Source organism: Tunicatimonas pelagia (assembly GCF_030506325.1).
Taxonomy (GTDB): Bacteria; Bacteroidota; Bacteroidia; order Cytophagales; family Cyclobacteriaceae; genus Tunicatimonas; species Tunicatimonas pelagia.
In genome coordinates this window covers 545832-572706 of record NZ_CP120683.1, presented here as the reverse complement: position 1 = coordinate 572706, position 26875 = coordinate 545832, and the positions used below count along the sequence as shown (strand labels likewise).

22 protein-coding genes are annotated in these 26875 nt (G+C 44.7%); 14 read left to right on the top strand and 8 right to left on the bottom strand.

The window, feature by feature from the left end; all coding sequences use genetic code 11:
- The first annotated feature begins 2 nt into the window (after nt 1–2).
- The 3 genes from P0M28_RS02280 (at nt 3) to P0M28_RS02270 (ending at nt 3106) form a co-directional block, all read left to right on the top strand.
- Complete coding sequence (locus tag P0M28_RS02280) at nt 3–1163, top strand: pyridoxal phosphate-dependent aminotransferase (RefSeq protein ID WP_302207813.1); 1161 nt, start codon at nt 3–5, stop codon at nt 1161–1163.
- Nucleotides 1160–2035, top strand: coding sequence for a prephenate dehydrogenase (locus P0M28_RS02275; protein ID WP_302207812.1), 876 nt, complete (start codon nt 1160–1162; stop codon nt 2033–2035). The genes P0M28_RS02280 and P0M28_RS02275 overlap by 4 nt, the downstream gene beginning before the upstream one ends.
- A gap of 69 nt (nt 2036–2104) precedes the next feature.
- Nucleotides 2105–3106 carry a DUF4421 family protein gene (locus P0M28_RS02270; RefSeq protein ID WP_302207811.1) on the top strand — a complete coding sequence of 334 codons (1002 nt, stop codon included), beginning with the start codon at nt 2105–2107 and terminating at the stop codon, nt 3104–3106.
- Here the strand turns inward: P0M28_RS02270 and P0M28_RS02265 are convergent.
- Entirely contained in the window at nt 3099–3839 is a 741-nt protein-coding gene (locus P0M28_RS02265) for a sulfotransferase family protein (protein ID WP_302207810.1), read from the bottom strand. The genes P0M28_RS02270 and P0M28_RS02265 overlap by 8 nt on opposite strands.
- Nucleotides 3840–3931: 92 nt before the next feature.
- Between P0M28_RS02265 and P0M28_RS02260 the strand changes: the two genes are divergently transcribed.
- Nucleotides 3932–4891, top strand: coding sequence for a Brp/Blh family beta-carotene 15,15'-dioxygenase (locus tag P0M28_RS02260; RefSeq protein WP_302207809.1), 960 nt, complete (start codon nt 3932–3934; stop codon nt 4889–4891).
- A 216-nt stretch (nt 4892–5107) separates the two neighbouring features.
- Here the strand turns inward: P0M28_RS02260 and P0M28_RS02255 are convergent, their stop codons facing one another.
- The 3 genes from P0M28_RS02255 to P0M28_RS02245 all read right to left on the bottom strand — a co-directional run bounded on the left by P0M28_RS02255 (nt 5108) and on the right by P0M28_RS02245 (nt 6850).
- Nucleotides 5108–5707: a DinB family protein gene (locus P0M28_RS02255; RefSeq protein WP_302207808.1), complete on the bottom strand. Its 600-nt coding sequence runs from the start codon at nt 5705–5707 to the stop codon at nt 5108–5110.
- Nucleotides 5708–5766: 59 nt separating this feature from the next.
- Nucleotides 5767–6120, bottom strand: coding sequence for a hypothetical protein (locus P0M28_RS02250; protein ID WP_302207807.1), 354 nt, complete (start codon nt 6118–6120; stop codon nt 5767–5769).
- A 235-nt stretch (nt 6121–6355) separates the two neighbouring features.
- Nucleotides 6356–6850: a PQLLE family protein gene (locus tag P0M28_RS02245; RefSeq protein ID WP_302207806.1), complete on the bottom strand. Its 495-nt coding sequence runs from the start codon at nt 6848–6850 to the stop codon at nt 6356–6358.
- 177 nt (nt 6851–7027) lie between these two features.
- Between P0M28_RS02245 and P0M28_RS02240 the strand changes: the two genes are divergently transcribed.
- Both P0M28_RS02240 and P0M28_RS02235 read left to right on the top strand, forming a co-directional pair.
- Nucleotides 7028–7327 carry a nucleotidyltransferase family protein gene (locus P0M28_RS02240; RefSeq protein WP_302207805.1) on the top strand — a complete coding sequence of 100 codons (300 nt, stop codon included), beginning with the start codon at nt 7028–7030 and terminating at the stop codon, nt 7325–7327.
- Nucleotides 7328–7463: 136 nt separating this feature from the next.
- Nucleotides 7464–7745: a HepT-like ribonuclease domain-containing protein gene (locus P0M28_RS02235; RefSeq protein ID WP_367281930.1), complete on the top strand. Its 282-nt coding sequence runs from the start codon at nt 7464–7466 to the stop codon at nt 7743–7745.
- A 309-nt stretch (nt 7746–8054) separates the two neighbouring features.
- Here P0M28_RS02235 and P0M28_RS02230 read toward each other — a convergent pair whose 3' ends face one another.
- Nucleotides 8055–8492 carry a hypothetical protein gene (locus P0M28_RS02230; RefSeq protein ID WP_302207803.1) on the bottom strand — a complete coding sequence of 146 codons (438 nt, stop codon included), beginning with the start codon at nt 8490–8492 and terminating at the stop codon, nt 8055–8057.
- Nucleotides 8493–8631: 139 nt separating this feature from the next.
- On the opposite strand from P0M28_RS02230, the gene P0M28_RS02225 reads away from it, so the two are divergent.
- Nucleotides 8632–9036 carry a helix-turn-helix domain-containing protein gene (locus P0M28_RS02225; protein WP_302207802.1) on the top strand — a complete coding sequence of 135 codons (405 nt, stop codon included), beginning with the start codon at nt 8632–8634 and terminating at the stop codon, nt 9034–9036.
- The gene (locus P0M28_RS02220; RefSeq protein ID WP_367281929.1) at nt 9024–9698 is read left to right on the top strand and encodes an IS630 family transposase; all 675 of its coding nucleotides are present in this window, start codon (nt 9024–9026) and stop codon (nt 9696–9698) included. Before P0M28_RS02225 ends, P0M28_RS02220 begins: the two co-directional genes overlap by 13 nt.
- A 193-nt stretch (nt 9699–9891) precedes the next feature.
- On the opposite strand, the gene P0M28_RS02215 is transcribed toward P0M28_RS02220, so the two are convergent.
- From P0M28_RS02215 to P0M28_RS02205, 3 genes are all read right to left on the bottom strand, one after another.
- The gene (locus P0M28_RS02215; RefSeq protein WP_302207801.1) at nt 9892–11613 is read right to left on the bottom strand and encodes a hypothetical protein; all 1722 of its coding nucleotides are present in this window, start codon (nt 11611–11613) and stop codon (nt 9892–9894) included.
- On the bottom strand, nt 11577–12860 hold the full coding sequence (locus P0M28_RS02210; protein WP_302207800.1) for a hypothetical protein: 1284 nt from the start codon (nt 12858–12860) through the stop codon (nt 11577–11579). Before P0M28_RS02210 ends, P0M28_RS02215 begins: the two co-directional genes overlap by 37 nt.
- 72 nt (nt 12861–12932) lie before the next feature.
- A complete protein-coding gene (locus tag P0M28_RS02205; RefSeq protein ID WP_302207799.1) occupies nt 12933–13547 on the bottom strand; it encodes a hypothetical protein in 615 nt (204 codons plus the stop codon).
- Nucleotides 13548–14253: 706 nt separating this feature from the next.
- Here P0M28_RS02205 and P0M28_RS02200 point away from each other — a divergent pair.
- From P0M28_RS02200 to P0M28_RS02175, 6 genes are all read left to right on the top strand, one after another.
- Nucleotides 14254–17322, top strand: a complete 3069-nt coding sequence (locus P0M28_RS02200; protein WP_302207798.1) for a WD40/YVTN/BNR-like repeat-containing protein — start codon at nt 14254–14256, stop codon at nt 17320–17322.
- A 286-nt stretch (nt 17323–17608) separates the two neighbouring features.
- Nucleotides 17609–18211: a hypothetical protein gene (locus tag P0M28_RS02195; protein ID WP_302207797.1), complete on the top strand. Its 603-nt coding sequence runs from the start codon at nt 17609–17611 to the stop codon at nt 18209–18211.
- A 3-nt stretch (nt 18212–18214) separates the two neighbouring features.
- Complete coding sequence (locus P0M28_RS02190) at nt 18215–19324, top strand: hypothetical protein (RefSeq protein WP_302207796.1); 1110 nt, start codon at nt 18215–18217, stop codon at nt 19322–19324.
- Nucleotides 19324–20172 (top strand): hypothetical protein, encoded by an 849-nt coding sequence (locus tag P0M28_RS02185; RefSeq protein ID WP_302207795.1) that lies wholly within the window; start codon nt 19324–19326, stop codon nt 20170–20172. The genes P0M28_RS02190 and P0M28_RS02185 overlap by 1 nt, the downstream gene beginning before the upstream one ends.
- Before the next feature lie 11 nt (nt 20173–20183).
- Nucleotides 20184–21518: a Ser-Thr-rich GPI-anchored membrane family protein gene (locus tag P0M28_RS02180; RefSeq protein WP_302207793.1), complete on the top strand. Its 1335-nt coding sequence runs from the start codon at nt 20184–20186 to the stop codon at nt 21516–21518.
- Between the two features lie 11 nt (nt 21519–21529).
- The gene (locus P0M28_RS02175) at nt 21530–26869 is read left to right on the top strand and encodes an FG-GAP-like repeat-containing protein (protein ID WP_302207792.1); all 5340 of its coding nucleotides are present in this window, start codon (nt 21530–21532) and stop codon (nt 26867–26869) included.
- Nucleotides 26870–26875: the final 6 nt, after the last annotated feature.

Genomic DNA, 26875 nt, shown 5'->3' with positions numbered 1-26875 from the left:
AAATGATAATCTCTCCCGCTCGTCGTCTTCAGCAGGTTGAAGAGTACTACTTCTCGCGTAAGCTCCAGCAAATTCGGCAGATGAACGAAGCAGGTCAGGATGTAATCAACCTCGGAATTGGCAGCCCCGACTTACCTCCTTCCTCCACAACCATTGAAACTCTCAGTGAAGCGGCTCAAAAATCGGATGCCCACGGCTACCAGCCCTACCGGGGAGTGGCAGCGCTACGCCAAGCGATAGCTGCGTGGAGTAAACGTACTTTCTCGATAGAGCTGAATGCTGAACAAGAAGTGCTGCCCCTGATGGGTTCAAAAGAAGGTATTACGCATATCTCAATGGCTTTCTTAAATCCGGGAGATGAAGTGCTAGTACCGTCGTTAGGCTATCCGGCGTATACGGCGGTCACTCACATGGTAGAGGCTCGGGTGCAAACGTATCCACTTCAAGATGAAACCTGGCAACCAGATTTTACCGCATTAGAAAGCTTGGATACCGGGCGAACAAAGCTACTATGGTGTAACTATCCGCATATGCCGACCGGGGCTCCGGCCCAATACGAGGTGTTTGAGAAATTAGTCGCTTTTGCCCAAGCGAGAAATATACTAATCTGCCATGATAATCCTTACGCGTTGGTACTGAATAAAAATCAACCGCTCAGTATTTTATCGGTGCCGGGAGCGAAAGAAGTAGCCATTGAACTACACTCACTTAGCAAATCGCATAACATGGCCGGGTGGCGTATTGGCTGGATTGCCGGGCGAGCCGACTATTTAAATGAAATTATTAAGGTTAAAAGTAATGTTGACTCCGGTATGTTTAAGGCCGTACAACAGTCTGCGGTAGTAGCATTGCAGAATTCGCCAACTTGGCACCAGCAGCGTAACCAAGAATACCAAGAGCGGCAACAGATCACTTTCAAACTGGCCGATACCTTAAACTGCAAGTTTGATGCTCAGCAGCAGGGAATGTTCGTTTGGGCGCAGATTCCGACAAATGAGGAGAGCGCCGAAGCCCTGAGTGAGCGAATCTTGCAGCAACACCAGGTGTTTATCACTCCCGGACATATTTTTGGTAACCAGGGAAATCGGTATCTTCGCTTTTCGCTCTGCGTTTCTCAGGAGCGTTTACTGCAAGCTGTTCACCGAATCGTGTCGTCCGTATGAATATCTCCGTTATTGGATTAGGGTTGCTAGGCGGATCTACTGCCTTAGCACTGAAAAAAGATTTGCCCGAATGTAGAATAGTTGGAGTAGATACTTCCGAGCAGCACGCTGCCCAGGCTCTGACGTTGGGCATCGCCGACAAGATTTTACCACTCCAGGCGGCAGTAAGACAAGCCGAAGTAGTAATTTTGGCCGTACCGGTGAATACTATTCTAGGTTTGTTGCCCGATGTATTGAGCCATATAGGTGACCGAAGCGTAGTAGTTGATTTGGGTTCTACCAAAGAGCAAATCTGCCAAGTAGCCGATGCTCATCCTCGCCGGAAGCGGTTCGTAGCGGCTCATCCCATTGCTGGTACCGAACGGTCGGGGCCTGTTGCTGCATTTACTGAACTTTTGCTGGGCAAGCAAATGATTATTTGCGATAAAGAGTATTCTGATATTGATGCGCTGGAGCGAGTGGAGTATTTGTTTCGGAATAAGCTACGGATGCAAATCAGCTACATGGAATCAGCCGCGCACGATCGACACATTGCCTATGTTTCGCATTTGAGCCACATTAGTTCGTTTGCGCTGAGTAACGCGGTGCTGGAGAGAGAAAAAGATGAGCAGAGCATCTTCGAGATGGCGGGTAGTGGCTTTTCTTCTACCGTACGATTGGCTAAGAGTAATCCCGCTATGTGGGCTCCTATCTTTATGCAAAACGCCCAAAACGTTCATCAGTCGTTATCAGCCTACATTGATCAGCTTCAACAATTCAAAACTTGGTTGGAACAACAAGATGAAGCTGAAATGTACCAATGGATGGAAAATGCTAACGCCATTAGAGCCATATTGTCGGGTATCCAGACCAGTGAACAGAACAAAACCTGATCTGTAAGCTTATAGTAGCATGGTTGGATTTATTCGCTCATGAGCAGGTGGTGGGCTACGGTATCAGTTATGATGCTACTTTTATGGTTAGTAAGTAGTACTACGGGCTACGCTCAGGTAGACTCATCTTTCGTTCACAACTTTCCCGATACCTTAAACCTCCGGGTGCTATTCGTACAAAAAGGGTTGCAACTAAGAATACAAGATCAAACAGGTAGCGAGCGGTACTTCTTTACTCCCTGGCACCGTAACTACGTAGGCGTAGGTGGTTTCCTCTGGAACGTTGGGTTTAATCTGCTTCTGCCGGTATCCCCTACGCTAAGAGACCGGGATTTACGGCGGTTTGATTTTCAGGGATCAGTCTTCGGGAAAAACTGGCTGGTTGATGGTATCTTTCAGAACTACCGAGGTTTTGTGCAGAGCCGAGGGCAGTCAGATACGTCTTTATCTACCGACCGCCTGCTTCAGAATGCCGGAGTGAAAAAGATCCAAACCACCATCACCTACGTTCCTTCGGGCGACAAATTCTCGTTGGGGTTTCCTTACAATCAAGGCTACCAGCAGCGCAAAAGTAGTGGCAGTTTGCTGCTGTCGGCGGATTTTTCTTATAAAAATATTAGAGCAGCTAGTGGCATTTTGCCAGAAGAGGCAGTTTCAGCTCAAGAACAGCTAAGTCTGGTAGAATCTTTCTCGTTTACTACGATGGTTGGGTACGGAGCTACACTGATTTACCGTAAGTACTATCTCCACGCTTTTGGACTAACGGGTTTAGGTTTTCAGCGAATTAACTACGAGAATACGCAAAAGAATCGTTTGTTTGCCATTGAACCCGCCTACGATGCACGAGCCGCATTGGGGCGGGATCAGGGTAATTGGTACACGGGTATCTACGCTGCCTCCGACTTCACTACCACCGATGTAGAGAACTGGCGGTTCGTTGGGCGATCTAGTCAGGTACGTATTTTTGTTGGAGTGCGCTTTAGCGAACCAGGTTTTCTGCGAAAGATCAAACCCAAGTTTCTTCAAAACATGAAAAGCAGCCCAAGTATTCCGTTGCCCTTTGTTAACTGAGGTGAGTTAGATCGTAATTAAACCGCTGGGCTGTTTCCTGAATAATTGGCAAAACCTGCCCTATCTCTTCTTTACTCAGGTTCTCCTGCCAGCGCCCCACTTTCACAGTATGATCTTGCGTAGAGTAGGGGCGAGAGGTAGTGGCTTCATCGAACTGGGCGTTGTTTTTGTTTTGCACTCGCTTGGCCCACTGCTGAAGAAACATTTCGTTCTGAGAAATATCCAGCTGGATCTGTTGACCGATAGATTGAGCAAAAGCCCGTGGGTCAGCGATCATATCTTCAAAACGAGTAATAACGGAGCAGTCAGTTACTTGGGCAAAGCCTAGGGTATTGATATAATTCCAGTGGTAGGCGCACTGCTCTATGAGTGGTCGGTTGAGCCACTGTTGCCAGTCTGGTGGGCGTGGGTGGTGGCCCCAGTTACGCGAAATACCCACCTTCAGCGAACAAATAGTATCTAGCGGATGACGAACCTGCCAAAAAACCTGTAACGATGGTAATTTTCTGGTGAGCATCGCCAGCGGAAAAGAAAGTCCTTCGTCGGGCAGAAACCCTTCGCTCTCGCGAGGCACCTTAAGGGCAATTGGTTGGGTGGTGTTTAGCTCTACTACTTCGGCAAACGGTGGTTCACTGTAGTAGGTATATTCGGGAAGGTGCTGGAACAATTCTCCGAAGATAGAAGTGCCACTGCGGCCACAGCCTAAAATAAGTACGTGCTTGCAGAAGTTCATCCGTCTAAATTTAGAAAATAAAAATACCACAAAGTGCTGGTTTCCATAACACTTTTCGCTAACAAAAGCTTTTACCTTCAAAGTATAGCAACATGGAACAGCCGCCTACCCGTGTACCTGCCAATACATTGGGAGATTTTTACTACCGCTACGTAGCGTTAAGCACAGCGTTTATAGCACTATTGGGGTTGGCTGCTCCTCAGTTTTTGCAAGAGGTAGAAGTGATACTGTTCGTATTAATCATTTTCGTGATTGGAATCCCGCACGGAGCCACCGACCATTTGCTCGATCGGTACAGCAAGGGAAAGAAGTTTAGTTACCGGGCTTTTCTGCTGATCTACATTATGTTAGGAGCCATGTATGCCGTGCTTTGGTATTTTCTTCCGTTGCTTAGCTTACTAATATTCATTACTATTTCTACTTATCATTTTGGGCAGTCTCAGTTGCTGTATCTCCGAATGTCGCAGCACCATTGGCTAAAAATAGCGGGTTATATGCTGTGGGGTAGCTACACCCTTTGTTGTATTATTCTGCTGAACTGGAACGAAAGCTGGCAAATTCTGGACGAGATTTTTCCTGGCCTGTTTGCCCCTTTGCTTTCGTATATAAAGCTAACGCCCTATTTATTGGGTTTTTTACTCGTAGCGAATATTTCTCTCTTCACTTTACTGTTTGTACGTCAGCGTATGAGTCGGCGAGAGTTTATGGGTGAGCTATTTAATTTAGCCCTGATTATTGGGTTGGCGTACTACACTCCGCTGCTGGTAGGTTTTGCCATCTATTTTGGGTTATGGCATTCACTCGTATCCGTTCGCATTGAAATTAAGAAAGTGCGGGTGCAAAGACCGTATTTCTCCGTGCGAAGCTTTGCGAAAACAGCCATTCCTCTGAGTGTATCGACCCTAATTATCTTCGCCTTTGTTTTTCTATTCAACCAGCAGTGGGGCTTGCTTCAGTCGCCCTACTTATTGTTCTTTATTCTTATTTCTATTCTCACGCTGCCTCACGTATTCTTTGTACAGGAGTTCTACACCACTAAAGCTACTCGCTAGTGGTTGGTTGAGTTTGATTACAAAGGTAGCTATTATGAATTGCAGTACTTTCAGTCAGTAGACTATTTCGTTACAGGTTATCTTAACTTGTCACCTGAAACTTACCACCAGATTACGGTCTATCAGAGAACATTGCGGGAATAAATCACCTGCGCGGTGGCCGCCGCAATTCTAAACCTGACAGTGTGCTAAGTGGGGCTGTTCGCAAGATGGTTTTTAAAAATCAGTTCTCCCCAAAAACACATTCACCTTGGAGTTAATCGGGTTGCCGGAGGTGCGACGAAAGACAACGATTTGCCCGGTGTGATAGATTGCATCGGCAATTGGGCCATTAATCATATTCCAGTAAGGGAATTGGCTGCTTCGCTCTTCCCGTTGAAAGACAATAGTAAGTTCGGCTACCTCATCGGCAGATTTTCCTTGACATAACTCGCTAGCTTGTTTGAGATTAGCCAAAGTACGGTAGCGCAGCGTATCAAAGGATAGATTAGAGTGGTTTGCCGGACGAATATTGGGCTGGTTTTGTGGAGCATTGACAATAGTTTCGCTCAGTCCGTATATGTGCACTAGTGTTTCTTGCGTACTTCGGCTGCCCTCACTGGGAGTAAATGCCAAGTCGGTATCAGTAAGCCCCTCGGTTGCCCAGTAGTAGCGAAACCCTAGTCCGTCAATCATACGAGCCAAAATATTACCCGGAGAGTAGTCAGCGGGATAATCCGGTATTTGTTGATAGGGTAGTTCCGTAGTATCGGTCATTTGGGCGAAGGCAGTGGAGCTGTAAAAGAACGTAACAAGGCTCAGTAAGAGAAAGCGCATAGCAAAATAAATGGCGGAAAGCCCAAATTTAGGCGGTAGATTGCCCTAAACCAAATAGCTTACTTAGCTCGATAAAAAGTACTGCGGCTTGGCTCAGTATTAAGGTCAGTTGCTACGTCTACATCGGTAAGTTGCAGGTGTTCGGGGCTGATAAACTTTAGGGCGTACGTGCGCGTAATTACAGAGTCGTAAAGTACCAACTGTTCGGGATCATCTAACCGATACGATAGTTGAAAGGAGGCGTTTGGAGCAAGCTCTACGGTGTACGTATAATTCTGATCGAACCGAATGACGGTGGTATTGTCGGCGTGCTGCCAGGTTCCTACCAGCGAGGAAACAGGTTGCTCCAGATCAGCCTCTTGACACTGGGTAAAGAACAACAGTAGCCCTACGCCCAATAAAATACTTCTCATAATAACCAGTTTCCCCCATAACGCCCAAAGACTGAAGAATATTGAACGGCAACGAATGAATAATGAGTAATGATTAATGACTGATGATGGATGAATGACATCAATCATTACTTATGGGGCGTGCTTCTAGTAGCTGAGGTTGGTCGGTTAGGGATACTTCGGCCATCCGGCTGAATTTGTCAAACCAAACCTCCCAGACGTTGATTACGAAATTGGGTAGCCTGCTGGGCTTGGGCTACCTTATTTTGGCGGTTGCTGAGCAATCAACCAAAGCATCGGCCATTGCTTGTGCCTGAGTAATCTCTTCGGTTACAGCTCCGAGCTTCTTCAGCATGTTAATGGCCGGATTGGTTAGGCGACGATAAAAAGTGCGGATTTGCTGGAGCTTTCCGGCACGAACTTTCACGCGGGCACCGTTTAGTTGCAGGGTATTTTGCCAGGCTTCGTCGTTCCGAAAGGCGAAGCGGGCAATGGTGAGATGGTTGGTATACAGCGCTACCAGCTCCTGCTCATCGCGAGCCAACTGACGGCTAAGTTCGGTTTTATTGGCATACAAATCTTTTTGCTGTCGCTGCCATTGCTCGGCGGCTTCCAGCTTTTCTTCCCCTTCTCGTAGTCGCGCATCGTTGTAGCCGTATTGGGCAATGGCAGCCTTTATTTGCGGGTTCTTCCGGGCGTTTTCTAAGGCGAGTCGCCCCGCCAGCATCCGAACTTCTATCTTCTTCTTCATAATTGGTCTTTTAACTATAAATATAAGGTAGCCGGGGCGGGTTGCGCTAGGTTGAGTGTTAGGCTTTCTTACAGGGGTAATGTTCTGGGTGTTTTTTTCTTCTTTCCTATAAATGGACTTTTTCTTTAAGAACTATACCTCGCCTTCATGCGTAAATAAAGGAAAATGCTGTTATAGATGAAAAAAGAGCAAATTTTGCAAACGCTACGAAGTAACAAAAGTATACTTACTGACCGATTTAGTATAGAAACGATCGGTATTTTTGGTAGTATGGCTCGAGGAACTCATCATGCTGACAGTGATCTCGATTTAGTGTACGTTACCCAGCCCAAACACACTATAGGCTATGGCCTAAAAATAGAGCTAGAGCAGTACTTAAAAAATTTGCTTTCAGTAGCTAAATTAGATTTGGTCAACGCAAAGTACCTCAACCCAATTGTTCAGCAGGCTATGGCCAAGGATGTGATCTATGTTTAGTGAGCAAAATCTATTGTACGTACTAACTGCTCTGGAAGCTATAGAAAAAATCTTTATCTACACAAATGGATTCAATAGTGCAGAGGAACTGATGCAGGCCAATGAGCAGATGAATTTCAACGCTAGCTAAACGTTACTGCTTGCTATTGGCGAGGAAACCAAGAAAATAGATGCTGATCTCAAGGGGTATTTTTCTTCAATTCCCTGGCAACAGATTGCTAATTTTAGAAATCGTTTGGCGCACGACTACCGAGGCATAGATCCCGATATAACGTTTGATATTATTATCAACTATTTACCCGACTTAAAGCAAGCATTGGGAGTGATGTTGAGCCATATAGACTATGATCCTCAAGTATTAGAGCTTTCTATCAAGTCAGAATACTATAAGCATTTACAATACTTGTTATCGAGCTAAGCAACTAGCTCCCCTTCACATCACTCTGGGCAAAGTGTAGCGTAGCAGAACGGCTACCCGGAGTCTCAAGCATGGGTACTAGCGATTTTACTTGTGTTTCCTTCTCTCTCTAAGTGTATCTTACTGCGTGCTTGTAACACGTGACTTAATGCCTAAATGTGCTACCAATGCACTTGTAGGTTAGTTGATGTTCATTTCTTTCTTGATAAAGAAACGAACCAAAAAATTCGAGAAAGTTCAAAGCTTCCACGCTAGGAGCTGGCGCACACCCCGCTGAACTTTCGAGCCTACGCACCGAACTGGAAAAATTTAACTGAGAACTTCCTTTATTCTTTCTTCTAAATCCTCGATGTAATCGCCAATATGTTTGCTTCTTTCGTTTTGCTGACGAGCTTCGGCAATAATCATTTCAGGGCTGAGGACTAGCGAATCCAGTACACTTATCCAGAATAACTTTCGTATTTCGTCAGTATGACATGGACCGTCTTTACCGTTTTGGAAACGATCTGGGTCAATAATGAGTAACTCAGATTCATCGTATCCTAGTGCTTCTGCCTCTTTAGCTTTCAACTCTCTTAGTTCCCAATTGTCCATCCAATGTTCGCCGTAATCGTTGTCCAGCGTGAATAAACGACCAATCCAAGCGTATTGCTCCCATCCTACAATGCCGAGGTAGCTGGCTACTCGTTGGTATTCTTCAGTTAGTACAAAGGCATCTAGTTGGGGGATGTATTTGAAGGGTTTCATTTCTTAAATTTATAGTGAGGGCAGAGTTAGTACACTGTGTAAAAAGTGATTATACATTTATATATTGCCTTCAAAAAGGGAGATGAAAAAGGATCACTTAAGATTATCAGATTCAGACAGAGACTACCTACAAACCCTTTTGTCAAAAGGTAGTCTGAAAGTACGTAAGCAAAAGCGGGCCTTGGCTTTATTGGAACTGGATAAGCATAAGACCTATCAGGAAGTCTCTCAGCTAGTTGAGGTAAGTTACGTAACTCTATCAGGGTGGGCAAAGAAATATAAAGCTGGTGGATTGACTTTTTTAGATGATCAACCGCGTTCAGGTCGTCCGGTAGGGTTGAGTGGTGAGGATCGGGCAAAGATCACCGCTCTTGCCTGTAGTACTCCCCCGGAAGGGTATGCCCGGTGGAGTCTGCGCCTGTTAGCTGATAAGGCGGTCGAGCTAGAGATTGTTGAGGCTATTTCCTTTAAACAGGTGGGCATTCTTTTAAAAAAAATGAGCTACAACCCCACCGGAAAAGACAGTGGTGTATTGGAAGAATAACGGCCGAGTTTATAGCCCGATTGGAAATAATCCTGCGGCTCTATGTACTGCCTTACGATGAGCAATACCCTGTTATCTGTTTTGATGAGCGGCCTTGCTTTTTGATTGGCGATACTGTTGAGGGGTTGGACATGCAAGCAGGACAAGTGGCCAAAGAGAACTATGCTTACAGCAAGCACGGGTCTTGCTGTGTATTGGCCGCTATAGAGCCGTTAACTGGGCAACGATTTGCCCACATTAGAGTCAAGAGAAGGAAACAAGAATTTGCCCTTTTCATGCAAGAACTCGTTCAGCACTATCCAAAAGCAAAGCGCTTGCGGATTGTGTTAGATAATTTGAACACCCATGGCTACCATTCATTCTATGAAGTCTTTGATGCAGAAACGGCTGCGTTGCTAACACAAAAAGTTGAATTTATTTTTACGCCTAAAAATGCATCATGGCTGAATATGATAGAAATAGAATTTTCTGTGTTATCCAGGCAATGTTTGAACCGACGCATTCCTTGTATCAAAAAACTGGAAAAACAGGTGTTAACTTTTTTCAAAGAACGTTCTGGAAAGGGTATTAAAATTAATTGGCAATTTACCCAAGAGCAGGCTCGGCAAAAGTTGAATAGAAGATATTCCGAAGTGAATGCTAGTAATACGAAATATAAGTAAATCTTTTACACAGTGTAGTTAGTCTTGATGCCCAAAAGTAATACCTCTGCATTCGTACGTTAGTTGCTGTTCATTTTTGTCATTGCCACAAAAACGAACCAAAAAAGTCTAGGATATTCAAAGCTTCCCCACCACAAGCCTACGCACACCCCGCTGAATATCCGAGCCGACGCACATAGCTGAACAGACTGTATTAGTTACTATTCTCTTCTGTTGATTCACTGCTGTAAAACCTTCTCCACTCGTCTACAAAAAATTCGTTCTTAAAGTATGCATGGGCTAGTGCCCGAAGGAATGGGAAACCTGCTTCATTTGTCCTATAATCTATTTTTTCAATTTCTTTCTTGCTCATAACCTCTTTAAATTCCGCAAGATTTGGCATTAACTCAATATTAGTTTCCACGTAGAACTCATCAACAAGATGTTGTTCAAACAGCAGCTTCTCAATGTCATATTCATTAAATCTTGGATAAGCGGTTTGAAGATTTACTTTACCTTCAAATTGCTCCTTATAGTTTTCGTGCAACTGCTCAAAATCGAGAATCGCAGCAAGCTCGAAAAGTATAGTAATCAATAACGATGATGGCTGTCTTTTACTCTCCCCCTTTTTCCTAGTTTTTTGAATATTTTTGACAAATCCTATTTCATCACCGATGAATGGGAAGCGTTTCCGAGTAGAGTAAACGATTACTATATTTTCAACTAATCTATGGAGATACTTTACGACAAATTGAACATCTTTCTGTTCTAAATCTTCTTCTTGCCAGAAAAAGAGAATCACATTTAGAACTGCTATTGAGTGATAGTCCATTAATGGACGGCTACAACCATCGTTGTTTTCAATCAGTTCAATTAGCGTATCTTTTTGCTTTCGTCTCAGCATTATCTCTTTAGCTTTTGAAGAATCTCTGGTAAAAGATGAGAAATATAATCGGGCTCGAAAAAAGTATACTAGATAATTTAGGTATTCAAAGCTTCTTAGAGGATAGCCAACTTCCTCGAAAGGCCCGCCTCTTTCTGAAAAGAGTCCGTTTTCAAGCTTAGCAACATCCAAACTTCTACTAAAGTATGAGTCTAGCATCTTATAGTGTATGCTGATTAGTTTGGCAAACTCTCTTTGCACTGAAGGTTTTTGATCCAAATTGCTTTCTAAAATCCAAGCCCAAGTTTTTAACAATAAGTAGGTTAGACATTGCTTAGCTGCTTCTAGATTTTCCTCACTGTAATGTAAGACAACTGATGCAAGAAGGTTTTGAGTGGCGAAAAACTTAGTGAAAGCTCGCCCTTTCTTAATCTCCCCAATTTTATCTATCTGTAAGTCTACGAGTTGTTTGAAATCCCTATAATCATTTTCAGGAACATCTAACAATACAAGCGTCTTTTTAAATAGTCTCAAACTTTGATCATCGGTAAACAGGTATTCGTTGAATAAATATTTTCCGAATAAGTCAGTTAAATGGTAAATATCCCAACGTTCAAATTGCCCCTCCTCAAATTCTTTGGAAATAAAGCCCTCAAAAGTAGGTCTTATATTTGCCTTCAGTAATCCATTGTGAACAAGTACTATCTTAACAGGTAGATGGTTAAATTCTGGAATAGAACTGTCGGAAAATGCGGTATCTTTAGCTTCAATAATTGACTCCCGAATGCCATCGGTAGCTGAGTAGTTTTTATCATTAATGTCACGATCTTGATACCCCTTTAATTCAAAGTAAAACCTGTATTTTGTGCCCTCTACGTCTTTTCCAACTGCAATGACATCTTTTCCATATTGAGATTGCCCTTTAGATTCTTTTGGTGTTGTAATTATTCGGAATCCCATTACGTTAAGAAGAATAGGGAAAAGATAGTCTAACTCGCTATCCTCTTTGAGGCTTTCTAAGTATTCTCTGATGAAGATAGTATCGCTTCCCATTCTTTAAATTCTTCTTTCCAATTTTCTAGATAACCGATGTGTATTCTCAAATCTAACTTTTCAGGAGTTATAAAGCACTCGCGTGGAAGTGTCAACTCCGTGCTAATTCTAGATAATGGAGATACCTGCCCTGTTTGTTGATGTTTCCACCCTCCGCCCTTTGCTAATGTTACAACAGGTAACATGCTTAGTAAAGAGTCATTATCCTCCTTCGTTCTCTCCATACTTTTACTTATACTTTCACTGTAGCTTTCCATAAAAGTGCTAAAGAGTTTGGCCTGTGTAAACAATGGATTCAACTCCTTGACTTTTACTTTCTCATCCCAGTAGTTGCTAAATTCCTGGTATTTTGTCTCTATTCTTTTTAATAGCATTTTGTCATCCTCATCGTCCAAATCAACGTTTCTTTTGAACTCCTTGACCACTGAATAAGAATAACTTTCAACTAGCTCTTCTACTTTACTAATGAAGGATTCCACAACAATAGGATATTTGCTCTTTCTCAAAGGCATTAACAAAGGAAATGAAACTTCCGGCTCTAGATAGTCATGAAAAATAGATACCCATAGTTTGGTTTGTTCTAATGCACTTAATTCCAAAATATCTATCCCAAAACGAAATGATCTTCCTGACCCTATAGTGACATGAGCCAGTATCATTTTACCAATAAATCTAAGGTCACCCTTATCATGAATAAGTAATCCTATCAAATGATTACTAAAAGCTGGTAAATCTTTGGTTCTGTATGCGCTGATCGGATGCTTAAAATTTTTAGCGTCAAACTTCCTTTTATTTTTTTCGCCATAGCTCTTCAAAAATTCAAAGAAGAACTTTTGATCCTCAAACCTACACAGCGCATTACTAACAGATTTATAAAGCCTATCATCGAATTCTTTGTCGTTGATAGAATTAATGATATCGAAAACTCTTTCATCATATCCCTCAATAATCTGTAGCCTCCACAATGTATTTTGCTTAACTGAAATAATATCAAGATTCAGCAGCCAGTTCAGCTTTTTAAAACATCTTGCTACAATAGACTCTGCATTAATCTTTTCATTACTTATAAAGTTGGTATATACTCTTGGCAGATTAACTAGGTAACCTTCTTGGCTCGGTTCTATATTATCTATCAGGTTCAGTAATTCTTCTGCTTCCTGATCGTTTTCAGGTTCAAAGGCAGAAACAGCACATGCGATAGTAGTATGGTGAGCTTCCTCGTTTACCAGTTCTTGGATTATTGCCAATTCCTGCTCTCTATCTGACTTGTAGAGTCCAGTTAAAAGTGCTACGTTAATATTGATAATTGGCTCTTCTTCCTATTCTAAAAAGATTTCTAAAAGCAACTTACCTTCACTTGGGTTTACTACACAGTAGCTTTCAACCCCATTCATAAACCTTGATATTCCAAAATCATTGGATTCGATTTGACTATAGTGGTGTTTTAAAATCCTACGTAGCCTATCAATTGGGATTTTTAATCTATGCAAGTTCCTCGAGAATGCTTCGCTAAATTCGTATATGAAAACATTATTATCACTTGTTTTTAAACTAAAAACAAAATCTTCTAATGGTTTCCCGTCTTCCTCTATAGTATAAGTCATAATAAATAAACTATTGAGAAGATTCTTCATCTGCTTACGCAACTCTGATACTGATTTGTTCCCTTCTCGAAAATATTCGTATGCTGTATGATAAAACTCAACAATAGAGTTAAAGTCTTCATTTACCGTGATTCCAAGCCTGCTACTCAGTTTTGTATAGAATGCTTCACTGAAGATAGGGGAGTCCAAAATCTGAATTTCCTCACCAACAATTGTAACAACTTCGTTATCTACAAGCTCTTGATAATTAAAGTCTAGCTGACCTCTTTCAAAGAGAAAAACTTTCTCCTCAACTACAGTATTAACAAATTTTTCCAGTGATTCTTGCAATTCTTATCGTCTCCTTTTATTGGTAAAAATCTACTATTGACTACTTTTAAAAGTAGCCTTTTCTGTTACTATCATCAAGCTAATACAATGCAGATTGCATTAAAACAATAGGTTGAGCTACTCATATTCCTTTATAACTTAATCTATCAACTTGGTGTGCTGGCCGGGCAAAATTGCGGGGGGCGCGTAAGCTCAGAGCGCAGCATGATTTTTTGCCTTGAATTTTTTGGTTCGTTTTTGTTTCAAGACAAAAATGAACATCTACTAACCTACTAAAACATAGGTGTTACTTTCAGGCAACAAATCTGAATATAGCATACTACCTAGCGACAGAAATGAAATATAGATACTAACATCACAACCATTTTCCCAATCGCAAGACCCTCTCTAACATCGGTATAACAATATTTCAAATTAGAAAAATCTATTTTTCCCTTGTCAACCATAGCTATCTCACTCAAAAAGTCGCTATACCAACAGAATAGTGACATACCGGAGTAGAAAAGTGCGGTTTCTGACCAGAATAGTCATTTTCCAGATCAGAATACTTCCGCTGACGGCAGAATTGCCTCTTTTCTGGGTTAACCTGTAAGGTTACCGAGCTACATCGTATATTTTATCGGTCGCACCCTAAGATTTCCCCCGTCATTAGCATTGATCGCAAAATGTTATTATTATTGAACCTACGATTTTCAAAAATTCTACTATGCTACACTCATTTACCAAAACCTTTACGTTCTTACTTTCGGTTGGGTTGAGTTTCACGCTCTACGCTCAAGATGCCAACCTGTTAGGTGGTATGGATTATCGTTCGGTAGGCCCCACGCGGGGCGGGCGGGTCACCACGGTTACGGGCATTGCCGGGCAGCCTAACGTATTTTATATGGGCAGCTCCGGGGGCGGAGTCTGGAAAACTACTGATTACGGGCAAAGCTGGAACAACGTTTCCGATGGCTACTTTAATACTCCCTCTACCGGGGCCATCCGAGCGGCGGCTTCTAACCCTGATATTGTTTACGTAGGTACGGGTTCCGATGGGCTACGTAGCAATGTCATCGCTGGAAAGGGAGTGTATAAATCTACCAATGCCGGAGAAAGCTGGGAGTTTGTAGGGCTGAAGAATGCCGGGCAGGTTGGCGCGGTAGAAATTGACCCCAGCAACCCCGACCGGGCGTTTGTTGCCGCTATTGGTAACGCCTTTGCCCCTAACGAAGAGCGAGGGGTGTTCCGCACTACCGACGGCGGAGCTAGCTGGGAGAAAGTGCTATTTCACTCGGACACCGTAGGGGCGGTAGATCTAGAGTTTAAGCCGGATGATGCCCAAGTGCTCTACGCCACCCTCTGGCGGGCCGAGCGTAAGCCCTGGACGATTATCAGCGGCAGCACCGAAGGAGGAATTTATAAATCGACTGATGGTGGTGATACCTGGGAGAAAAAAACCGAAGGGCTACCTTCCGACCTTATTGGAAAGATTGACCTGGCCGTTTCTGCTGATGATCCTAACCGACTGTACGCGCTAGTAGAAGCCCCGGTAGGCGAGGGGGGACTGTACCGTTCCGACGATGCCGGAGAAAGCTTTACGCTGGTAAGCACCAAAAAAGAATTACTCGACCGCCCGTTCTACTACTGCAATGTAGATGCTAACCCGCTAGATGCCGATATTGTATTCGGTAGTGCTACTCGCTTTTTCCGATCGGATAATGGCGGTAAAGACTGGACAAAGCTTCCTACTCCCCACGGCGATAATCACGATCTGTGGATTAACCCTAACGATACTTCCATTTGGGTACAGTCTAACGATGGTGGGGCAAACGTAACATTGAATAGTGGCGAAAGCTGGTCAACTCAGTTTAATCAGCCTACCGCTGAACTCTACCAAGTAGATGTAGACGATCAGTTTATTTACTGGCTGTACGCCGGACAGCAAGATAATTATTCAACCATTGCTGTGCCCAGTTTGCCTCCCTACGGAGTACAGGCAGGTTCTAACTCGTATATTATCAATACCGGCGGTTGTGAAACGGGACCTGCCGTACCCAAGCCGGGTGATCCTAATATTGTGTACGCCAACTGTAAAGGTCGTTTTGGGGTGTACGACAAACGTACCGGACAAGAGATGCAGTACTACGTAGGTGCATCCAATATGTACGGTCACAATCCGAAAGACCTGAAGTTCCGCTTCCAGCGAGTGTCACCCATCCATGTGTCACCCCATAACCCAGATGTAATTTATCACACTTCGCAGTACGTACATAAAACTACCGACGAAGGTAAAACCTGGGAGGTGATCTCGCCTGATCTTACTGCCTTCACCCCGGAAACCCAAGTAATTTCCGGCTCACCCATTACCCGCGATATTACCGGAGAAGAATTCTACAGCACAATCTACGACATTCGGGAGTCGTTGCTGGAAGCCGGAGTGATCTGGACGGGAGCGAACGATGGCCCGGTGTACGTAACCCGCAACGGCGGGGAAGAGTGGGCGAACGTAACCCCCGAAGGCTTAGCCGGAGGCGGACGGGTAGAAACGGTAGAGCCATCGCCCCATCAGGCAGGCAAAGCCTACTTTGCTACCTATCGCTATCTGTTAGGTGATTTTAAGCCGTACATCTATAAAACGGAAGACTACGGACAGTCTTGGACCCTGCTTACGGATGGCTCCAATGGTATTCCGGCGGATGTTCCTACCCGCGTTATTCGGGAAGACCCCGAGCGGGCAGGCTTGCTGTACGCGGGTACTGACAATGGAGTGTACGTTTCTTTCAACGATGGGCAGCAGTGGCAACCCTTTCAGCAGAACCTTCCGGTGACCCCGATTACCGATATGAAGGTGCATGACAACGATTTGGTATTGTCTACCATGGGTCGTGGGTTCTGGATTTTGGATAACCTGGCTCCGGTTCGAGCACTAACGTCCGAAGTTGCCAGCCAAGAGGTCGTGCTGTTCCCAACCAACGCGGCCTACCGAATGCACTACAACGCTACAGATTCTTCCGCTACCCCCATGTACCCTACTGCCGGGCTAGTTATTGACTACTACTTAGCCAGTGATGCCGAAGAGGTGCAGATTGAAATTCGGAATGCCGAGCAACAATTGGTTCGTCAGTTTTCTAGCAGCAACCCGGTAAGCGAAACTGCTGATAACCCTCGGGGTGCCGATCAACGTGATATGAGTACGGAATATACTTCGCTAGATTACCAGACGGTACTACCCGATGGTAGCGGGGGGCATCGGGTTATCTGGGATCTGCGTCACGCCGGACCCTGGCACGAAGAAATTAGCCGACGGGGTAGCGGTGGCCCATTGGTTGTTCCGGGAACCTACGAAATCAAACTTGTGGCCAACGGTAGTACTTATACCCAAACTGCCGAAGTGCGAGCCGACCCTCGGTCACTGGAGGCGATTAGCTCGGAAGACTTAACCGCTCAACGAGATTTCTCGCTGAAGGTGCGCGACCTGCTATCGGATATCCGCAAGTTAGAGTACGACCTCAGTATGCGAAAGGGTGAAATAGACTCATTGATGGACACTGGCTCCGCCAAAAAATCTATGCAGCGCGAACTAACCTCTATCCGCGAAGCTTTAGAAAAAGTAAGCACATCCGAAGGTCGCTACATGACCCCTATGTTGGCCGACCAGACATCTTACCTCTACTACATGCTGGGGCAGGCCGATCAGCGCCCTGGTCAGGATGCTTACGAACGCTACGAAGCTTTGCTGCAGCAGTACCAAGGGCTCCAGTCTGACAATAGCGAGTACGTCGGTAGCTGGTAGTTTATAAGAAGCTGATGAGCTGAAGAATTGAATGATAGAATAGGTGTAATGTATTTTTTTCTTCATCCAGTTCTTCAGCTCTTTAACCCCGCAATTGACCCTTTGTAGAGTATTTCTTGCGCGCTATCCAAATTTTTTCTTCAGAAGTAGGTACCTTAGCGGTTACACTTTAGCCTCCTGGGCTACTAATGATTGTAATTTACGTATAAACTTTGTGCTTAAGTTGAGAATTTAGTAGCTTAGATGTTGGATAAAGTCAAATAGTGATTGTATTAAGCTATTATCGTTGTTACCTACACTTCCTTACCTAACTGCCCTTTCGGGGCTAGCCGTGTTGCTGGTGCCGCGCATCCACGCCCAGGATGTGATCCATTTTATGGATAATACGGAGGTAGCAGCCAAAGTGCTGGAAGTTGGTATCGATAGTATCGTGTATATTCCCCAGGGTGTAAAAAATGCTCAGTCGCAGCGTGTTCCTAACGCCTTTATCAAATTTATTGAGTACCAACGTGGCCCCCGCTACTTCGTGGAGCATAGCCAAGTTTTTCTGATTGGTGGCCAGCTTATCTTAGCCCTGATTGAGCGTTATGATGAGAAGTATCTGTACTATAAGAATGTGTATACCCGCGAAGCGAAGCGGCTACCTCTACGGAAAGTAGTTGCCATTCGGTATGACAACGACCACCGGGTAAACTTTATGGATAAAATCAATCTGCAAGACGGAGATTATCTGGGAGGAAATATACTCGAGATTGATGAAGAAGCCATCACTTTTGAAAATGTAGCGCGTCGTGGCCGGAAAGAAGATATCAACGTAGACCGGGTGCGAAGCATTGAGTTTAAAAATGGGTTTGAACAAGAATTTATGGTAACCCAACCTAATAATTGAGATATGACGCAGAAACTTTTCCTATTAAGCGCATTATTACTGGTATTGATTATTCCGGCTATCGGACAGGCCAGTGATGACGTAATCTATCAACTTGATGATGAACCAATTGCCTGTGTAATCACTGAAGTGACCGAGCAGGTAATCCGATACAAGCATCCTGAAAACCAAGAAGGCCCCGACTATATTCTGAAGAAAGACAAAGCATTGCTGATTTTTAAAGAAAATGGCGACTACCTACTTCCGGGCGAAGGCGATACGGATTGGGTATCGGGAACAAGCGAAAACAACCATAAAATTATTACCAAGACCGGACAGGTAGTAGCGGCTCAGTTTATTGAAGTGGAGGGAGCCGATATAAAGTATCAGGGCGATCAGGGGACAAACGAATTATCCACTGAGGACGTACTGCTGGTAATTTATAAAGACGGTCGCCACGAACTGTACGATTCGCCCGAAAAGGTGGCGCAGGGGCTAGTCCAGGTTAGCTCTCAAATTAGCGAAATGGCAAGCGGCGAATCATCAAACTCAATGGCCGAAGCGTTCAATCCTGAAGAAATAGTAACCGCTTCCACCTCAACTATTCCTGCTGGTGATGTAATTAACCTGTCAGCCGAACAAAAGGCGCATTTTGAGCGGATGGCCGAGGTGAAAGCCAATGATTTTGGGAAGTACCTACGAATTATTTCTAATAAGAAAGAAGACGAAGAAGATAAGCTGTACGCGATAAGAGCAGCAGTGAAGCTATTCATTAACGATTCAGTAAAAATTGAAGTGTCTTCGGTAAACCGGGATGAAAAGCGGCAATTTACAGTGCCGGAGTACCTCGATCGGCTGAGAATGCTTCCCTACGATAAAGTAGAATTGGTCTGGATGCGAGCTCAACTGGTGAGCCAGTTACGGCCCGGGCAAGATGGTAAGTACTACGGAGTAATTGCCGCTCAGCAGCTTTTTCGCGGCTACATAGATAATAAAATTCAGTACCAAGATGTCACTGAAAAAAATATAGAAGTGGTGCTGGCGCGCTATGAGGTGTTTGACGAAGGTGTTAAAAAGCAGAAGTGGGATGTGTTCTTGTCCGACATAGGCGTTCAGCAAACTCGGGAGAAGTGATGAACACCAAATACCTGTATGTTTTTGCGGTGCTGTTTTTGCTCTCGTGTCCCTCAGTAGGCCAGGATATTATGTTTCCGTATCAGGAAAACTTTGCTTGGCAGGTGAAGCAGATCGATGAGTTTATGGATCGCTTTAACAATGCCGATTATACTCCCATTCGTCAGTACTTGCGGGAAGAATACAACCTGGATGAGGTGAGTCGCCTTGATTTAGTCCGTAGTCTATTCAACATGGAACGGGAAGATTGGGATCAGGAAAAAGTAGTACAGTTTCTTAACCAGGTGAATGATTCGGTTCCGCCCCCCTATCTGGACTTTTATGATAAAGATTGGTTTGCCGAGCTAGATTGTACCGGAGAGTACCAAAAAGAAAAGGTGGATTTTACCATGACTTTATCCCTTCAGGTAGACAAAGAAACAAAAGCATCCCGCTGGATTATTAATAGCGTGCAGGGTGATTTTTTACCGAATGATACCAATGATCTGGCCTTTGGAGTAGACTCAACCTACGATGCTTCCAAAACTCTGAACCCCGCTAGTTTTGGTACTGACTTTATGGCGTTGGTTGATGCGCTAAAAGATACGGCCAATCTGGAGGGCTACGTAGTACCTAAGCATATCAATCGTCCGCTGGTCACCTTTATGAACTTGCTCTACCAGCGTGATCTTATCTTTAAACAGGTAGATCATATTACTTATCATTTTCTACAAATAAATAACTGGATATTTCAAGTGCAAGACTTCCATCGGCAGTCTACCAATTCGGGTTGGCTGATTAATTCTATCATTGCGGTGAATGAGGATGAGAAGAACAGATACCGAAGGAAGGTCTTACACCTACCCTAACTTATGCTACCATGACTATAATAAAACTTATCGGGCTAATGGTTGTAGGGCTTTACCTCACAGCAGGTTCTGCTCTGGCTCAAGCCACTGATACTTTATCTGACGACGATATCTACCTGATGAAATCGAGTGCCGAGCGTACCTTGCAGGATTATGCCTCGGCCATGCGGGAGTTGATTAATCCCCGAATTTCCAAAGCCTTTCGCGAAAGAATGATTAGTGAGTTCGTTACTCCGGGCAATCGCCAGATTTTTGTTGATTCTGCCTACATCGTTTACGATTACGAGGAGGAGTACCTTCCGCCCGCGACCATGAAAGAGCGTCCTATCCGCACGTATCTGAATGATTTCAATGCTTTTTACCAGGGAAACAACAGTCAGGAGCGGTTAAATATCTATTATTCTTTACGAACTATTCATGATATAGAATTTGACGGCGATAACTACTACATTATTCTAGACTTTGAGAGCCAGTACGGCGACCAACTGCCGCAGCCCCGCCGGGCAACCATACAGTTGCTACCCCAAGGCGATCAGTGGCAGGCTCTTATTAGCTATGTGAAGTTTAATATCGAGGGAAGTGATCCCGATAGTGACGACCCTTCGGCTTTAGAAGAACTGCTGCCCCAGTGGCGTATCTACGCAAACCGAGCCGACACACTCCTACAAAATGACCAGCTAGTCGAAGCGAAGGTATTGCTCGATTCATCTTTTGCTATTAACCAAGAACCACTTACGGCTCGCTTAATGGGTGTGTACTTTGAAGAAATTGAAGAACTCGACTCGGCAATCAGTCGCTACGAACAAAGTTTGACGCTGGGTCGGGAACTTGACCCCGAGTATCAGGATGATGCTACCGAAATAAAAATTGAACAACTGCGGAAGTTCCAAGAGGAGCAACGTTTGGCTCAACAACGAGCGGAAGAAGTCGCAAGGGCAATGCCTGCGGTGACCTTTACCAGGGTAGAGGACACGTATAAGCGAGGAAAAGCGTATACGATCAACCTAAGTGGTAGCAGCCCGGATCCGCTGACACTGCAACTCTACCGGAACAATCAATATGTGAGCACCTTGGAGTCTGGTTTGGTGAATAGCTCTTACACCTGGAATGTACCCAAAACAGCGGAAAGAGGGGAAGACTATCAACTTTTCTTAAAAAAGCCGAATGTGCAGACCGGAATAAAGAGTGGTACATTTAGTATTAAGCGTAAAACACCGCTGGGGCTTTACATTGGTGCATCCGTAGGAGTGGGAGCTGCTTTGTACTTTATACTCAGACCCCAAGATGACAATAATAGCACTATCCCCGAGCCAGCTCTCCCAACTGATGCATCTCTGGCCAACTAAATAAAACTACGATGAAGAAGACACCTAACCTAACGTATATCATTCTTCTGGCACTTGCTTTATTATCTTTTGTGGGCTATGCCCAAGAAATTGAGCTAGACGAGCAGTGGGTATTTGAAAATGAAGGCGAAAACCGCGAAGATGAAATTACCCGAGTAGTCACCGACAGCCAAGGCAATGTCTATGTATCGGGCTGGTTTAGTGGTACCATTAATCTTGACCCCAACGGAACCAATAGCGGTCGGTTAACTGCGGTTGATGGAAACGCTGACCCTGATGATGTTAACGCCGATATGTTTGTGGCTAAATACAACTCGGATGGTGCCCTACTGAACATCAGGCAATTAGACTACAAGGGCTTTAATGACGTGGCTCGGAGTATTGCCCTTAGCAGCGACGAAAGCTTGCTCTACGTAGTAGGCCACGCCCGTGGCGAGGTAGGCGACGACGTAGATATCTACTTAGCCTCGCTAACAACTTCTGATCTAGTAGTACAAAAGGTAATACAGTCGTCTTCACCGGAAAATGAGCGCGGGCAGAACGTAGCCGTCCACAGCAATGGCAATGTGTATATTACTGGCTACTACGAAAAGTCCGTAGAGTTATTTTCCGGCAGTTTTAACCCACCTGTTTCCCCCTTTTCTGACAATGCTCCTCAAGATGGCCTGTTTGTTCTGGTGTTTGATAAAGATTTGAATGGCTTGGTGGATTCGGGGGTAGCCAAAGGAATGGGAATAGTACGTTCGCAGGGAATGGATATTGACAATCAGGGTAACGTTTACCTTGCGGGGGAGTTTAGCAATAACCTGTCTTTCCCGGGTGCAAATACTGAAGCTAGCCAAGGAGCTCGTGATATTTTTTGTGCGAAGTACAATCTAGGTAGCAATGAATTTGACTTCGCCTTTTCCTTAGGCTCCAATAGCAACAGTGATGATCGCTCTCGTAGCTTAGTCATTTTAGACAACTCCTTCTACATTACCGGAGATTTTAGAAACACGATGGACTTCGATCCCGCCAGTGCGGAAGCTGCTAGTATCAAAACCGTGGCTTCAGACTATGATTTCTTCTTGGCTCGCTACACATTGAACGGAGCCTACCAAAATGTGTATCAGGTGGGGGGAAGGGGAGGCTCGGATGGCCGGAGCTTTGAACAGGGGTATGATATAGCGGTGCATAACAATCTGTTACATGTTGTGGGGCGCATTACTAGTATTACCCCAGATGTGGGCGACGAGCGATTTTTCGACGAAATAGCTAACAACGACGAGGCTGATGCCTTTTTAGCAATATTTCCGCCCGATATTAGTGCTCCCACCTTTGTTGAACGTTACGGTCGTGATCGCTTCGACTATGCTCTTGCGCTCGGCATTACGAATGCAGGCGATATTTTCATAGGGGGGTTCACCGATTGGTCGGGAAGGAACGATGGGGTAGCACTAAAAAATAGTTACTTGGTGAAGTTTGAAGCTGAGCAAGAAGGAGCAACCGGTGTAATTGTAAGTGAGCAGTTAAGTGCCCAGACGTTGGAGTCAACTACTTTGGGTGGGCGGGATGCTACTATGGCCGACTTTGATTTGGACGGCGATTTAGATGTAGCGGTGGCTTTTAAGCTGGGTAGTGCCGTTCGCTGGTATCCCAATAACAACGGTTCATTCAATACGGGTATTCCGCTACAAAATAATTTGCCCGGCCCCCGGGCAGTGAGCAGTGCCAATTTTGATGGTACCAACGGACCCGATATTGCTTTAACGGATGATCCGAGCAGCGGAAGTGAGCTAAGGTGGTACCAAAATCAGGGAGGTGGTAACTTTCCGGCACCTCAAACGATAACGACCAACTACGCTGGCAGCAGTGATGTGTTGGCCGAAGATATAGATCAGGACGGAAGTCCTGATATTATACTAACCAATTTCTTTACCCAAAATATCATTTTCTTCAAGAATAATGGCGGAGAGTTTCCCGAAGAAAAAGAGATTGATGAAACTGCAGGACGCCCGCGGGTTCTGGAAGCTGGTAATCTTGATGGTGATGAACAAGGGTTACCCGACCTACTGGTGGTTATACGCGATAAAGATGCCGAAGAAGGAGGAAATGATGAAGATGGGGTACAGTGGTACAGAAATTTGGGTAGCGGTAACTTCGCTGCTCCGGTAGTAATTGCGAATAATACTCAGGTAGATAACCCCCGAGCCGCTTCTATTGCGGACTTTGATGGAGACCAGGATTTGGATGTAGTAGTAGTTTCTAACGATGGTGGTAACGTAACCCTTATTCGTAATCAGGGAAACGGAGATTTTGCTACCCCTCAGAATGTAGGTACCGCCGCAAAACCCTTTGCCGTGGATGCCACTGACCTGGATGGCGATGGGGATATTGATATTCTGGTAGGTTCGGAAAACGATGGCGATGCCGCTGATAATGGAACGCTTACGTGGTTTAAAAACAACGGAGCGGCTGCTTTTACCAAAGAAACTTTAGTGACGGTACCTAAGGGGCAACCTAATACTATTGTGACCGAGGATATTGATAACGATGGCGATCAGGATATTATAGTAGCTTTTGGAGAAGATGGTGAATTTGGGCTGGCGAGTGCTAACGTGCTACTATCGCTTACCAACAATATACAAAGTGCGCCTCAACCTCTAATTCTTGATCGCAGTGCTAATCAAGGCAATTCGGGAGATGCTGTTCGGTTGTACGGGGGCAATTTTGGTTCGGTGATTGGCACTGCTCAGGTGTTTTTCGGTGAAAACGAAGCAGTAGTGGAGAAGGTGTTTGCCGAAGGAACGCAGCTTTGGGTGACCGTTCCTGATCTGGAGGATGACTTTTACGACATCATTGTCCGCTTACCCAACGAAAATGTTGCGGTCTCTCAAAACTTCTTAGTGGGCGAAGAACCTATTGAACCCACTATCACTCAGGTAAACCCATTGAGCAACGTGGTTGCTGGCACGGAGGTAATTATTCAAGGTTTTGGTTTCGGAAGTAATCCAACGGTGAAAATTGGCGAAACTACTATTACTGTTGATAGTATTAACGCTGAAGGAAGCTTTATCCGCATTTTAGTTCCTGAAATTCCAGCGGGAGAGTACGATGTACTAGTAACCCCTGAGGGTGGAACTGAAATTACCTTTGACGATAAAATATCAATTATTGAGCCGCAAGCTCCTTTTATCAGTCAGGTGGTACCTTTACAAGGTGTAACGGCGGGTACTGAGGTTGTGATTCAGGGCTTCGGGTTTGGAAGTAACCCAACTGTGGGCATAGGGGAGACAACCGTAAATGTGAATAATGTGAACGCGGAAGGAACCACCATTAGAATTACAGCACCAGACATTCCGGCAGGGGATTACGACGTAAAGGTAACACCCGAGGGCGGGACTGAAATTATTTTTGAGGATAAGATATCAATCATTATTGACGATGGAGGCGATCCCTCAGTAAGTAGCGTTACTCCTAAGCAAGGCATAGTTGGTGCGCAGGTCACCATAACGGGTACTCAACTAGGTGAGGTAGGCGTGCTCTTTGGTAACGAAGCAGCAATCCCTACTGAACAGACCGCCACCAACGTTGTGTTTTTAGTCCCGAATACTGCTATTGTAGGCCAAATCTATCCTATTAGTATTAGCTACGGAGAAGTTGTTGATTCAGTAGCGAGTTTTGAAGTAGTTGATGTTGAGGATACGACGCTACCCGAAATTGTTCCTGAGACAATAATTACTACCTACCGCGATGGTGATGATATTATCTTCACCATAAATGCCAATGATGAGTCTGGTATAGACGAAGAATCAGTGAAGCTATTTTATCGTAAGGTAGGAGACCAGAACCTTGCTGAGCAAGAAATGGTAGTGCAAGAGAATGGGAGTTATAGTACTACACTATCCGTTTCTGACTTGAGCAGTCTGCTTGGTGATGATGGAGTAGGGATAGAATATTACTTTGCAGTAACCGACCGGGCGGGCAATACCGCAACTACTGAGCGGAAAATAATTAATCGTGAATTTACTTCGCTCAGTTTGCTGAGGGTATCCGCAATTGCTAACCCGGAAAATCCTCAGCAACTTGATTATCAGATGATTGGTATTCCGCTGCAACCGCAATCGGTGAGTGGGCAGTTAACCGAATTAGGAGAGTTCAAGAGCGACAATACGGGCAACTGGGCATTGTATCGTTACAGTTCATCTAACAATACTTATGAGCAGTTTGAGCGTAATGAGTTTACCAACTTTGCACCGGGGGTGGGGTATATGTTTGCTTACCGAAATTTCGATAGCACTATTGTGCTTAATGGGCAAACGGTGGGGCTTACTGGCAATACTTTTCCGATTACGATTAATCAAGAGTTTACTTTAATCAGTAACCCGTATTTATCTGATATTGATTGGGGAGCCGTGATCGAGTTCAATGAAGGCCTAGGTATCATTGCCGAAGGGGCTATCAAGAAAGAGCTGCTAAAGTGGAAGCACGGTCAGGGATGGCTTCCGGGCGAAACCCAGTTGCGTCCGTTTGAGGGAGCTTTTGTGGAGGCGACGGGCATTACAGGCTCAGTCACGCTACAGGTTCCGGTTTCACCGGCGGCTCGCTTGGATGCTGGAATAAGAAAAAATACGTTTAGTCAGGACTTAAGCTCCAGTGCGTGGTTGGTTCCTTTTACGCTCGAGTCAGGTCAGCAGTCTTATGAGTTAGGTGGGGTAGGTATGCACCCGGAGGCTAAGATTAACGGCGATCGGTTTGATGCATTAGTTCCTCCTCGTTTTATTGAATACCTGGATATAAGCTTTGCCCGGCGGGATAATTTCAATTCTTCGTTTACTCAAGACGTGGTTCCTACCCAAAATGCTTTCGTATGGGATTTTGAAGTAGCCGCTTCTAGTGGCTCGGCTATCACGCTACGGTGGGACAATACTCAGTTTGGTAACAGCGATTATCAGCTAATGCTATTGGATTTAGAGAGTTTGGTTAAGACCGATCTTCGTTCAGTATCTAGCTACGGCTTTGTGGCGAATCGAGGTCGGAGATTTCAACTGTTTTACGGTACTAGCCGAGACATAGAAGAAGCAATGCAACCCGACCGGTTTTCGGTAGGTACTCCTTACCCGAACCCTACTTCATCTTCCTTGGCCATTCCAGTATCAGTACCCGACACAAAGGCTGACGTTCGGCTGAAGATATTCAACGTTACGGGGCAGCAGGTAGCCGACCAGAGCTACTCTCTAACGGAGGGTTATCATAATTTACAGTGGGAGGGCACAGACATTGACAACCAGAGGGTGCCACCGGGTCTGTACATTTACCGAGTGCAGCAAAATTCGGAGTCAACGTTTAGCGGAAAGTTTGTTGTGCAGTAGCTTACG

Excerpts from the sequence above, each read along its gene's own strand:
- P0M28_RS02260 (WP_302207809.1), top strand. The coding sequence starts at position 3,932 with ATGGAACAGCCGCCTACCCGTGTACCTGCCAATACATTGGGAGATTTT.
- P0M28_RS02250 (WP_302207807.1), bottom strand. The coding sequence starts at position 6,120 with ATGAGAAGTATTTTATTGGGCGTAGGGCTACTGTTGTTCTTTACCCAG.
- P0M28_RS02185 (WP_302207795.1), top strand. The coding sequence starts at position 19,324 with ATGAACACCAAATACCTGTATGTTTTTGCGGTGCTGTTTTTGCTCTCG.
- P0M28_RS02280 (WP_302207813.1), top strand. The coding sequence starts at position 3 with ATGATAATCTCTCCCGCTCGTCGTCTTCAGCAGGTTGAAGAGTACTAC.
- P0M28_RS02175 (WP_302207792.1), top strand. The coding sequence starts at position 21,530 with ATGAAGAAGACACCTAACCTAACGTATATCATTCTTCTGGCACTTGCT.
- P0M28_RS02180 (WP_302207793.1), top strand. The coding sequence starts at position 20,184 with ATGACTATAATAAAACTTATCGGGCTAATGGTTGTAGGGCTTTACCTC.
- P0M28_RS02265 (WP_302207810.1), bottom strand. The coding sequence starts at position 3,839 with ATGAACTTCTGCAAGCACGTACTTATTTTAGGCTGTGGCCGCAGTGGC.
- P0M28_RS02200 (WP_302207798.1), top strand. The coding sequence starts at position 14,254 with ATGCTACACTCATTTACCAAAACCTTTACGTTCTTACTTTCGGTTGGG.
- P0M28_RS02215 (WP_302207801.1), bottom strand. The coding sequence starts at position 11,613 with ATGGGAAGCGATACTATCTTCATCAGAGAATACTTAGAAAGCCTCAAA.
- P0M28_RS02245 (WP_302207806.1), bottom strand. The coding sequence starts at position 6,850 with ATGAAGAAGAAGATAGAAGTTCGGATGCTGGCGGGGCGACTCGCCTTA.
- P0M28_RS02255 (WP_302207808.1), bottom strand. The coding sequence starts at position 5,707 with ATGCGCTTTCTCTTACTGAGCCTTGTTACGTTCTTTTACAGCTCCACT.
- P0M28_RS02240 (WP_302207805.1), top strand. The coding sequence starts at position 7,028 with ATGAAAAAAGAGCAAATTTTGCAAACGCTACGAAGTAACAAAAGTATA.
- P0M28_RS02270 (WP_302207811.1), top strand. The coding sequence starts at position 2,105 with ATGATGCTACTTTTATGGTTAGTAAGTAGTACTACGGGCTACGCTCAG.
- P0M28_RS02230 (WP_302207803.1), bottom strand. The coding sequence starts at position 8,492 with ATGAAACCCTTCAAATACATCCCCCAACTAGATGCCTTTGTACTAACT.
- P0M28_RS02275 (WP_302207812.1), top strand. The coding sequence starts at position 1,160 with ATGAATATCTCCGTTATTGGATTAGGGTTGCTAGGCGGATCTACTGCC.
- P0M28_RS02190 (WP_302207796.1), top strand. The coding sequence starts at position 18,215 with ATGACGCAGAAACTTTTCCTATTAAGCGCATTATTACTGGTATTGATT.